Consider the following 12,181-nt stretch of genomic DNA (forward strand, 5'->3'; position numbering starts at 1 on the left):
CTTTGTCGATTTAACCGGCCACATCACTAACACTCGCAACGGGGAAATCCGAGTGCTCAGCGATTACGCCAAGATTCACATCGACAACCAGACCGACATCGACATCGAAGTCAAACGGTTGGACGTTTCGCGCCGCGGCGAGGGGACTGTCATCATCAAGGACCTAAGCGGAGCAAGCCGCGAGAACCCCAATGCCTCGATCTACCAACGTGAAGGCGATGTCATTCTTGCCAACACGTCTGACGGCGTTGAAACTCACGCCAACGGATCTAGCTTTGATTACCAACCGCAAAACGGCCTGCGTTACGGCTGGACGATCGCCGAGGAACGACTCAATCGCACCACCACACGCACGGCGACGTCGTCTTGGCTGGGGCTCGACTTCATCGCACCCGATCCTGACGATGTGATTAGCCGATCAACTCAGCTCGTCGGTACCCCGACCATCACCGACGCCGGTCCATTCTTCTACGTCAGTAACAACAACGTCGGCCGCTACGACTACAGCGAGCGTGTGCTGAACGTCAGCCAGCGCAACTACACTTGCTGCGGTCGCACGGAAACGAACTGGATCGGAACGAAGACGTATTACAACACGTTTATCAGCGTGTCGGGAACGCGGACACTGCACACCCACACCGTCGAAGCCGACCGACCGATCGACATTCACTTCGAAGGTCAAACCGAAGGAGCGATTTTGATCGAGTCCGAGGGCGACGTGTACATCGCGGGTGCCCTGATCAATCCGAGTGGGGCGACCACGATTCGCTCTGACGGGTCCGTGTTTCAAGGTGGTCTTGAAGGTGTTGTCGGCGGCGTCGACATTCGCCTGGACACCTACGGTGCCATTGGTACCTCAGACAACCCTCTGCGTACCGATCTCAATGAATCCCCACCCTTTGATCTGCGTTCAGACCGCGTCGCCCAAGTCGACGGGGTCGATCAAGTCCCTACGTTGACCCGCATCTACGAAGGGATGCGAGTCCTGTTTGTAAGTGGCCCCACCGAACGGGGCGACGTTGGTGCGGTCTATCGTTTCGAAGGTGAAACCGATGAGCTGCCGTTGGACGCAGAGGATTACACCGATACGCAACGTTGGGCAAAGGTTGAGGTACTGCCGAGCTTGAACGTGTTGACTCGCGACGGTCATACCTTTGTTCATGAAATCAATGGCGACCTGTCGATTGACAGTATCTACGCGACTCGCCTTGGCCTATCGAACACCGACGGCGACATCACGCTGATTGCCGACGGAGATATCGTGTACGGCCAATCCACGGTGGGGAACTATTTCGGCACAAGCATTATCGGCAATTCAATCAGCCTGATTTCTGAGAATGGCAGTATCGGTCAGTTAAGCAACGCTGAGGGCGGCCAAGACCGACCCGTGTTCGCCGCTGCGGGTTTGAACGGTAATGGAGACCCGAGCCATGCCATCACGGCGTCGGCAGCCGAAGACATCTATCTGGCCCACAACACGAACATCATTGTCAATTCGATTGTCGCTGGCGGCGATGTAAGAATTGACATCGATGACTTCGGAACGCTGATGGACGGTAACCTGACTGACATTCGTGACGAACGTGCGATTGAAGAGGTAATCACCAAGATATGGGATGACTTGCAGTTGACCGAAGGTCGTGGATCAACTGCAAAACGTAACGAACGCATCGCCGCGCTCGAGTCATCGCAAACGCAGTCTTACAACGCGTATTGGGACTTCCGTGAAACTCAGGTTGAGCCGGCCGTTTACGATCCCGATCACCGTGTCACGCTCAGCCTGCTCGAACGCGATTTTTACGAAAATGATGCGGCCACGATCACCACAATTGAAAACAGCCGCACGACGCAGTACCACGCACTTCACGCAACTTGGGGGCCGCTCGGTGATTCGCGTGAAGACTACAGCCATAAACGGACGGAAGGTGAACTTGCCGAGATCGACTCGACCATGAAGGTTTGGACGGAAGAAGAACTACTTAACCTTCGCAGTGTGGAGTTTCTGAATGTCACGGACACCGAGTTTGTGATCGAAGAACCCAACATTGTTGGGCGGACGGTCACACTGAATGTTCACGACGGAATCGGTCGCTACGACAATGGGGCGACGGTGGATCTTCGCGAGGTCGATGGCCAACGACCTGTCATCACACTCGATCAACAAGCCCTGATCACTGCCGCCGAACCCGGTGACATTGTGTACTTGGATCGAGCACCTGACGAAGTCATCGCCTACATCATCGCCCGAGACATCAGTTACACGGGTCCAAGCGATAGCGAAACTCCCTGGGAAGATCTTGGATACTCCGTCGGTGATCGAGTCTTCCTTGAAACCAACACGCGCGACACGACCGATGCGGGACAGTTTTTCGAGATTGAACGACTTGACGGTGCCAACATGATCCTAGATCTGACGGGCTACGAATTCGACCAACTTCAGGATGATAACGATCGCCCCATTTTGGTCGCTCCCGTGTTCACCGGTAGCGATGTCAGCGACGCTCCATTCTTGCGTGTCCTGCGACGTGAAGATATCGACGTCAATGCGAGCGAGCGAGTCATCGCGACATCCGATCGTCACATCTATTTGGGGTCGGAGTTAGATTTCCCGATTGACCGTGTTCATGCCGGGATGGATGGGGGGCGTGTTCAAATTAAGGTCGCCGGTTCCCTCAGCGATGTGGCCACCGATGTGGCAATCCCAAACATCGTCGGAAGCCGAATCGTGTTGGAATCTGCCGACAACAATATTGGCACGCGATCGACTCCCTTACGAATCGACATGGACGGGATGGGCAGCCTGATCGCCCGCGCCGAAAATGAGATCGTGATTACTGAACAAAGCGAGGGCGAAGAGAACAACGACTTACGCGTTGACCAAGTCTTTTCGCAGACCTCCACTATTCAATTGCAAACCGACGGCGCGATCGTGGATGCGAACGACAATGCGGTTGAGAACTTGCGTGCCGACGCGATTGTCTTGCGGGCGGGCACCAACATCGGATCCGATGCCAACCCGATCGAGATCGACATGATCGGCGATGGCAGTTTGACCGCCACGGCGAGTGGCGACATTCACATCACCGAAGTCGCTGGCAACCTTGGCATTCGGCAAGTCTTGTCGTCGGTCGGCGACGTGTTTTTGACCGCCGATGTCTCGCTGTTGGATACCGTCGATGTCGCGGATCCGTATGATCCTTTCTCACTCGATTCGGCCACCGCAATCGCTTCGTTACCCGCCCCCGACATCATTGGTAGGAGCATTTTCTTAAACGCCAATCTCGGTTTCATCGGCAATGCCGGAAACGAGCTAGACATCGACAGCGACTACAACCCGGTCGCCGGCGAACTCGCAACGCTGACCACCAAAAGCGACCAAAACACTTTCATCAACGAGGTCGCTGGAGACCTATCTTTGGTATCGGTCATCACCGATCAACAAACCGCGTTCATCGCTGCGATAGGAGGCAGCATCTTTCCAGCAATGTCAGGTGTTGAGAGCATTCGATCGGGCAAGGTTTGGTTGTTTGCACGCGACGACATCGGCCAGTCGAACAATCCCATCATCGCGTCGGTCGACAATGTCGAAGGCGTCGCCACCACCGGGAGTGTCTATTTGATCGCAAGTGGCGATCTCACGATCGGTGGTGTGGTCAATCCACCGAGCTCGGCCGAAGGCGAAGGCACGGGCGGGCCTTCCGTCCCCACACGCGACCGAGGCTCCAGCGGCTTCGAAGCCGGCGACAGGCTTTCCCTACGATCGACGCGAACGCTAACGATTGCGGAGGGTTTACAAGCCGAATCCGCGTTGTCTTTACGCGGCGATCAGGCGCTGGCCATTCCTGCCGGCGTCTCCGTGCAAACGCGTGACCTACTGCAATTCCATTCAGGTACGCTGACGGTATTCGGAACTCTTTCCGCATCGGAAATTCGGGTTCTTGGAACCAATGGCGATGACACGATCGAGTTCCTACCCGAATCCTCGTCTGTTCCGTTTCGCGTCGATGCCGGTGCGGGGGACAACACCATCGTCGGTGTTACGCTGCTCGATGAAGTCGTTTCGGCACCTGTGTCGGGTGGATCGACGACTCGTCAAACCGTGACCACAAAGGAAAACGTTTCACAGACACCCTTGAACCGGTTTGTCGATCTCTTCGATACCACGCCGATCATCATCATGAGCGATGATCGGTTTGAATTTGTAGATGGCGTTCTGCTGTTGAAGCCGGATGGCTTTCTTCAACATCCGCAGGACAATGAGCTGGAACTCACGATCACTTTTCAAGACGCCACCGATTCAAATCTGTCCGCGACTCAAGTTGTCACGATCCTGACGGAGGTCAACGAAAATATCTGGACCAATATTGACTTCACCGAAGACGTCAATCGTAGCGGCGAAGCAAGCGCGTTGGACGCACTCGTCATCATCAATCAACTGAACCGTCAGGAGGATTCGTCCCTTCCGCTGTTCCGCCGGTTTGACAGTGACGATCCGTTCTACGATGTCACCGGAGACGGAAAGATCACCGCGTTGGACGCCTTGCGGGTGATCAACTATCTCAATCGGCAAACGCCGGCGTCAGGTGAACCAGAGGCTCCGCCGCAGGCGATTTTTGCTGGACCGGAGCCGGAATTCATGGCAGATTTTGCATCATCTGCCTTTTGGGAAGAGGATGAGCTTGATATCGAGATCGACCTGATTGCGGGCGATTTGACTCGCCCGGGATTGTTCTAACACGATGTCAATGCCGGCACGAAAGCCACGTTGGAAAACGCAGCGCCCACAAATCTCCGCGGCCGCTATACTGGGGGGGAACTCATCCGGAACCGTTCCTCGCCGCGAGTCTTTGCTGGACATGTCTCTCGCATCTGACGACCCCATCTCTCTTTGTTTGCGCGCCGTCGAAGCCGGTGATGAAGACGCGACCACGCGGTTGTGGGAAACTTGCTTTCCACGGCTGCTGAGTTACTCGCGTCAACGACTCCCCAGTCATTTGCGGCGGGTGTTGGATGAAGAAGACGTCGCCTTGAGCGCCTTCAAGAGCTTCTGCCGCGGCGCGCAGCGTGGTTCCCTTGGCGACATCAATGGTCGCGATTCTCTTTGGAAACTGTTGTTTTGCATCGCTTCCCGCAAAGCGAGATCTTACGTTCGCGAGCAGAATGCGGCAAAACGAGGTGGCGGAAAAGTCAGCGGCGAATCGGTGTTTGAACATCCGGACAGCAGAATGGTTGCGGGTCACGGGATCGAGAATATCGCCTCGTCCGATCAAGGTCCCGATGCGTTGGCAGTCTTTTCCGCCGATTGCCGGCGGCTTTTTGACGCGTTGGAAGACGACGTTCTGGAATTGATCGCCATGCTGCGAATCGAAGGTTACACATGCGAGGAAATCGCCGAGCGGACGGACATGTCCAAACGCACGGTCGAACGACGCCTCACCCTGATCCGTGAAATTTGGAAAGCGGAAGGGGCGATGGATGGAACCGAATGCTGATGAACTCGCCGTTCCGGATTTGGTTTCTCACTACGTCATCAAAGAACGTTTGGCGTGTGGGGCGTTCGGGGTTGTTCACTTGGCACTGGATCAACGAGACGGCTCGTCGGTTGCCGTCAAGTTTGCCTTGCTCGATCCGGACATTGTCGACAACGATCGATTCGAGGACGAAGCCAAACTCCTTTCGCAACTGAATCATCCAGGAATCGTCCGCTTCATCGACGCTGGCACAAGCGGTCGCTTTCATTATCTGGTTTCCGCTTTCGTGCCGGGCGAGACACTGGAAAGTTGGCTCCAGGTCAATCAACCAACGCCGGCTCAATCAGTCGACATCGCGATTGAATTAGCATCAGCACTGGCTCACACTCATGCGCATCGTGTGGTTCATCGTGATCTGAAGCCCCAAAACATCATTATGCGTGACAATTGCCATCCGGTGATTGTTGATTTCGACTTGGCGATTCATGATCTGATTGGTTCTACGGCCAAACGACGGCGAGGGGTCGTTGCGGGGACGCTGAGTTATATGTCGCCTGAGCAGGTGATGGGGCAAGGTCATCGCATCGACGGACGCACGGATATTTATTCCCTGGGAGTCATTCTTTATCAGATGTTGACCGGGCATTTACCGTTTCGCTCACGCGATGCGGAAGAGCTAAGACAGCAAATTCGACAAGATGACCCGCAGCCTCCACGTCAACTTGTGGGTGGAGTTCCCCCGATCCTGGAGCGTGTCTGTCTGAAGGCGATGGCAAAGGACTTCGCGGATCGGTATGCCACCGCCGATGACCTCGCATCCGACTTGGGCTATGCGAGTCGTCAACTTTCAGCGGGCGGGACTTTGGCAAACGAATCGATGCTTTCCCCGTTGGAAGTTCCCGCAGCAACGACGACGGATCAAATAGCGAATCGACGAAAGCCGACAAATCGATCGAGTATGCAGTGGCAGATCACGCTGGTAAATCTGGAATGCGATCTGTTCGTGTCACCGTCCGCGCAAACTTATCTCAATCTGGACCAGCAGAGCGAGATGCACGAACAATTCATGCAGTTTTGCGAAGAGATTGTCACGGCCCAGCATGGACGATTGGTCGGTCGCACGCATCTGGGGGGACTGTTTAGTTTTGGATTCCCGATCGCCGGTGACATTTGTTTGCGACGCGGGGTTCGAACTGCGATCGAATTTCAAGAGAAGTTCGCACCCTTTGCCGCGCGTTGGCAACGGACGACTGGCGTGAGCGTGTCGGCCACGGCGGTGGTGCATCGTGATCGAGCAGTCGTGGTCAATTCTGCGGATCATGCAAATCGCGACCAATTCGAGGTCAATGGACGTTTGCGGTATCTGGTTTCGGAAATGGCTCGCGTCGCACCACCAGGCCAAGTGGTATTGAGCGATGCCGGACGCCACGGCATCGAGAGCGTGTTCCAAACGAAGCCAATCAGATCGATCTCACTCAGCGAATCCGAGAAATTGACTCTGCATCGAGTATGCAGCCACAGCGACGTCGGCCCCATGGATTGGGCAATGCTGCGTGGTCAGATCACGCCGTTGGTCGGACGCAACGATGAAATGGACGGTTTGAGCCGGCGATGGCACCAAACGATTCGCGGCAAGCAAAACGCCGTGATGATTTCCGGTGAACCTGGAATTGGAAAATCGCGTTTGGTTCAGTGGTTGTGCCAATCGGTTTGCGATCAAGGGAACTACCTCGACCAAAAAGTTCGAGAACAGCGTGAATCGCGGGTGATGTTCATCCGGTCCGATGCCTACTATCAACAAAGTAGTCTGCACGGCGTCATCGAGTGTCTGCGACGAAGAATCGGAATCAACGACGGCATTCCCGGCATTAAACAACTCAGTCGTCTCGTTCGCTATTTAGACGACCTTGGCATCGAAGGTGACCAGGAAGTGGCGTTGATGGCATCGTTGCTTTCCATCTCGCTGGCCGGATGCTATCCCGCTTTAAATCTTTCTCCCTCAGCAAAAAAAGAAGCCACCTTTCAATTGCTGATCCATTGGTTGCAAGCGACCGCAGAGCAGCATCCGGTTCTGATGGTCGTGGAGGATCTGCACTGGTGCGATCCATCGACCTTGGAACTGCTAGGTCGCATCATCTCCGCCGAGTCGCTCGATTCGGTATTGTTGGTAATGACACACCGCCCGGAATTCGCCGACGATTGGAACCATCGGCCGGGTCTTGATCGAACAACTCTGAAACGTCTAAGTGATGCTGAAGCTGAAGAAATGTTTGCTGCCTGCATGGGTGAAAACCGATTCGATCGAAGCGAAGCGGCAATGTGGCTCGAGCGTACCGATGGCATCCCTTTATTCGTGGAGCAAATTGCGACCATGCTGGAATCAGGGCCCGTTCCGCTCGATGACGCGATACCTCATCGATTGCAAGACTTGCTGCTTTCTCGAATGCAACTAGGCGGTGGAATTCCCGAAGCGATTCAAAGGGCGGCTGCAGTTGGCCGCGATTTTGGTTGGGACATTGTCAAGGCGATCTGTGATTCTTCCGATGACGAACTGCTGGGTGAACTCAATACTTTGGTCGATTCCTCGTTGTTGTTTCGCCGGTCGGTTCCAGACGGTTGGCACTTCACGTTCAAGCACGCATTGATTCAGGACGCTGCCTACGAAACGATGATCGCGTCGCAAAGAAAGCTGACGCATGGACGGATTGCAAAGTACTTTTTGTCGCGAAAATCCGTCTGTCCGGCGGAAGTCGTCGCGCACCACCTCCATCGTGCCGAAGAGTGGGACCAAGCGGTGGAAAGTTGGTACGACGCGGCGCAAACCGCGACGCAAGCGGCAGCCCACCAGGAGGCGGAAAGCCATCTCGGGTTTGCGCTGGAGGCACTCGGCCAAACAAGCGAATCCAGCGACCGTGATCGCAAAGAGGTCGAGCTGCGATGTTTATTGGGTGTTCATTTGCAAGCGATTCACGGGTACGCGGCAGCGGAAGTCTTTGAAAACTATGATCGAGCGTTGCAGGTTTGCGAGAGAATCAATGACCCGTTGGTTACCTTTCCAATTGCTTACGGTTTGTTCCGCTACCACGTTTTGCAATCACAACTTCGTCAAGCCAGCGAGTTGGCGGAGCTTTTGCTAGCGACGGCCGAGGGGACTCAGGACACCTCGATGAGATTGATGGCTCATCGTGCGGCAGGCACAACCGCGACGTACCGTGGTCAACTTTCGTCTGCTCGAATCCATCTTGAAGCCATCCTCGCCGTCGCTCCCAGCGACGAACTTCGGCAAGAGATTTCGAAGACTGATGTGGTCGATGTTTGGGTGACCGCTCGCAGCTACCTTGCCTTGACCCTGTGGTTGCAGGGTGAGACGGAACAGGCGCTTTATCAAAGCGAGCAAGCAATCTCGGAGGGCGAACAACTGCCGCATCCCATTTCGCTCATACTGCCGGTCGGATTTTCCCAATGGTTGCATCAAATGAGAGCGGATGTCGACCGAACCGAAGCGACTTGCGACCGGTCGGATCAACTCGGCAAAGACTTTGGTTTCCCATTCTGGAATGCATGGACGCTGACGCTTCGTGGCTGGATTCAATCCGCTCGGGGCGATCATGCGGGAGCACGCGAAACGATTCAAGACGGCGTGACTCAGTGGAGAGCGTCGGGGACGACCGCGGGGTGTCATTATTTCTATGCGTTGTTGGCCGAAAGTTGCCTGAAGGACGGCGACTTTGAGGCGGCGACGTTGGCTTTGGATCAGGCACAATCGTTTGCCGACGAGACGGGCGAGCGGTTCTATGAAGCCGAAATACTACGTCTTCGCGGCGAGATCGTTTTGGCGATTGATCCTAAGCAATCCCAAGTCGCTGCGGACTGGTTCCGCCGAGCAATCGCGTTCGCTGAGAAACAAGGCACCGTCGCCTTGAAACAGAGGGCTGTCGATTCGTTGTCAAGTCTTCCGCATGTCGCGTCTCATCCATCGGAACCACCGCGCGGGTTGACGAGCGAAGATGCATTCGGATGACCACCACTGAATGAATTGAGTCGAACGTTTGCCCAGAAACGCTCGGAATATTCTTCTTGCTGCAGCGGTTCTATCGCAGGCTCGTCCAAACGCATTGCATCAACAGACTGCGAAGGAGTTTGCTGTCGCGTTTGTTGATCCTTTCGTGCCGATCTATCTGCCCGGATTGATACCTGTTCTAGTGCTTTGCTGGGCAGCCCAAGTTCCGTTCGATTATCACGCAACTGCCCCCCATTTTCGATCGCTGTATTGACTACCTTGCCATCAGAACCATTTTCTTATCGTGCACGACGCATGTCGATGAGCATCAACGTTTCCGTTGACAACGATGTGCTGGAGTGGCGATATGGTTACGGTGGCGATGAATGGAGACAATCCATTCCGCTGCACATGATGCTGCCGAAGCCGATGATGTCGATCGAAAGAGGAAGGTGCTGGCGAAAGCTTGGGCTTACTATCTTCGTCCCACTTGCTGTCGCTGCCCCGGTGCAATGGCTCGAATTCAGCTCTGCCGCCACCATCGGCGCGGGGTTGGGAGCGTTGCTCACCCTTGCATATCACTATTCCCCGTGGTTCCTAGGACCGGTTGAATGGGCAACCTATGACACAACGCTGAATGGAAAGACAATTTTCCTGTTTCGCGGACGTGATGCTCCGGCCTTTGAACGATTTATCGAAAAGCTTGAAGACGCAATCGAACGTGCACGCATCGACAAATCGAACGTTAGCGAAACATCCAAAACGCCCGAGTCTGCGAATTGGAATGATTGAAAAATGGAGCTATTCCGAAATGAATGGGTCTCCCTCGCGGCTTGCCAGGCAGACGAATGTATCCTGCGACTGAATCAATACGTCGCACCAGGAGATCATGGTGCTCGCAAGCTAATTGGGCATGTGTCCGCATTTTTCATCTTTGGCATTTTCATCCTGATTGCTGCGGGACTTCATTGGCTGGGATACTCGATCTACAAAGATGGGCTTCACCCGTTTCACCAAATTGACTCGGACCCTGCACCCTCCACGATCCAAGAACACACCGCTACCAAGTCAACTGCCCCAGGAACCACCTCGGTCTCCCCTGAGAATGACGATTAGACAGGAATGCGTACGAAGCGGCGATGCAGAACAGGTTCGCTGTGAAATCCCGATGGCGTCCACAGCCAGATAAACTCTACCGATCAACTTCCAAGAATGTTCGCAGCCCCACCGATCATGAACCTCGCCGTCCTTCGGTCGCCTAACATCGACCGGGCATCCAAATTCTATTCAGAGATGGGACTGCTCTTCACGAGGCATCGTCATGGATCGGGTCCAGAGCATTACGTGTCGTGCGTGAACGGATTCATCTTCGAGATCTACCCGCTGGGCAAGCATCCACCAACCATCGGGACTCGCATAGGATTCTCGGTTGATGACGTTGATTCGATCGTGCCCATGCTTGTCGCCATCGGCGCAGAATTGATTTCCCAACCTGCCGACAGTGAATGGGGCAGACGGGCGGTTATCAAGGATTTGGATGGGCACATTGTCGAGCTACTCACGCCGCCCAACCGTGATCGAATCGTCGCGTCGGATAGAACATCAACGGGTGTGATCACTGAAACACACTCGGATGGAATGAATGTTGGCGACGCCAATCGTGAATGAGAAAGAAGACGAATCAGTCGTTGATCTCGCGGGAGATCACTTGGTCCTCCCGGGAAACTTCTACGCGACTGCCGTGAGATCGCAGTCGCTTTGCACAGGAGCTATCATCAATGCCCAGTGGCTGGGCGTTGCTGCAGCGTCAGCAGATTGAAAACCTCTCTGGTTGCAACGTCCATGATTGGCGATGCATCGAGATGGCATTCGAATCACCGGACGAGGAAAATCCGGTGTGGCGGCACGAATCGGTCGATGCGATGCAGTGTGCCGTCGTCGACTTGCTCATCGACAAAGTTTGGCAAAGGTTTCACACACTTCCTGGCGATAATCCTCACTCCAGCGGCATCGTTGTTCGTGACGCACCCGGGACGCAGGAGCTCGTTGAAGCAAACACGTCAATCTATCGCAATCAACTGTCCTCGCGTTTACCCCGTGGGCTGATCCAATCGATCGAGACAACAGCCGACTCATACGGCACGATCGGCTGCGTTACAATGCAAATCGGTCAGGACATAGTCTCGCTTTCTGCTGGCGAAGTGTACGAGTCTGCGGACGGCGGCTATCGAATTGCGGATTTCGATGAATCCGTCCTTGTCCGGCTCAATGATCGACACCCAAGAGGCTAACCATCAATTGGATTTTTGCCGAGCATCGGGGGCGTGCGAGCAAGCGAACATTTGATAAGTCTAGAATCTCAGCATGATGCCAGCGAATAAACAGCAGCACGTCAAAGTCATCGCCGAGTGCACCGAGGAACTAAAAGCATGCCCGGACGACCTCTACGCCTTGAGCTTGCGGGGATCGTCTTGGAACGAATTGAAGCAATACGACAATGCGATTGCCGACTTCGACAAGGTTCTATGCTGGGCACCCGACCGGGTCGATGCCCTCAACAACCGAGGGCGAGCCTACAGCGGCCAGGGGCACCACAACCTCGCGATCGCGGACTTTACGAAAGCAATTGGTCTCGCTTCCAAACAAAATGATCTACAGCATATCTATTTCAATCGTGGTCGTTCCCAACGGGTGCAGTCGGGCTGGTAGC

8 protein-coding genes and 1 pseudogene are annotated in these 12,181 nt (G+C 54.7%); 8 read left to right on the top strand and 1 reads right to left on the bottom strand.

Annotated elements, in window-relative coordinates:
- From B2R17_RS08430 to B2R17_RS08440, 3 genes are all read left to right on the top strand, one after another.
- A partial coding sequence (locus B2R17_RS08430) for a dockerin type I domain-containing protein (protein WP_286763637.1) occupies positions 1 to 4,735 on the top strand: 4,735 nt, incomplete at its 5' end.
- Positions 4,736 to 4,856: 121 nt separating this feature from the next.
- Positions 4,857 to 5,492 carry an ECF-type sigma factor gene (locus B2R17_RS08435; protein WP_008660773.1) on the top strand — a complete coding sequence of 212 codons (636 nt, stop codon included), beginning with the start codon at positions 4,857 to 4,859 and terminating at the stop codon, positions 5,490 to 5,492.
- Entirely contained in the window at positions 5,476 to 9,492 is a 4,017-nt protein-coding gene (locus tag B2R17_RS08440) for a protein kinase domain-containing protein (protein ID WP_286763638.1), read from the top strand. The genes B2R17_RS08435 and B2R17_RS08440 overlap by 17 nt, the downstream gene beginning before the upstream one ends.
- A 70-nt stretch (positions 9,493 to 9,562) precedes the next feature.
- On the opposite strand, the pseudogene B2R17_RS08445 reads toward B2R17_RS08440, so the two are convergent.
- Positions 9,563 to 9,655, bottom strand: a pseudogene (locus B2R17_RS08445) (hypothetical protein); the annotation flags it as partial.
- Positions 9,656 to 9,792: 137 nt separating this feature from the next.
- Here B2R17_RS08445 and B2R17_RS08450 point away from each other — a divergent pair.
- From B2R17_RS08450 to B2R17_RS08470, 5 genes are all read left to right on the top strand, one after another.
- Entirely contained in the window at positions 9,793 to 10,263 is a 471-nt protein-coding gene (locus B2R17_RS08450; protein ID WP_286763639.1) for a hypothetical protein, read from the top strand.
- A 3-nt stretch (positions 10,264 to 10,266) separates the two neighbouring features.
- Entirely contained in the window at positions 10,267 to 10,587 is a 321-nt protein-coding gene (locus B2R17_RS08455; protein ID WP_286763640.1) for a hypothetical protein, read from the top strand.
- A gap of 117 nt (positions 10,588 to 10,704) precedes the next feature.
- Positions 10,705 to 11,139, top strand: a complete 435-nt coding sequence (locus B2R17_RS28190; RefSeq protein ID WP_349676987.1) for a VOC family protein — start codon at positions 10,705 to 10,707, stop codon at positions 11,137 to 11,139.
- Positions 11,140 to 11,249: 110 nt separating this feature from the next.
- Positions 11,250 to 11,762 carry a hypothetical protein gene (locus tag B2R17_RS08465; RefSeq protein WP_286763642.1) on the top strand — a complete coding sequence of 171 codons (513 nt, stop codon included), beginning with the start codon at positions 11,250 to 11,252 and terminating at the stop codon, positions 11,760 to 11,762.
- Positions 11,763 to 11,835: 73 nt separating this feature from the next.
- Positions 11,836 to 12,180 carry a tetratricopeptide repeat protein gene (locus B2R17_RS08470; RefSeq protein WP_286763643.1) on the top strand — a complete coding sequence of 115 codons (345 nt, stop codon included), beginning with the start codon at positions 11,836 to 11,838 and terminating at the stop codon, positions 12,178 to 12,180.
- The last annotated feature ends 1 nt before the right edge of the window (position 12,181 follow it).

Origin of the sequence: Rhodopirellula sp. UBA1907 (genome assembly GCF_002337565.1) — a bacterium.
Classification (GTDB): Bacteria; Planctomycetota; Planctomycetia; order Pirellulales; family Pirellulaceae; genus Rhodopirellula; species Rhodopirellula europaea.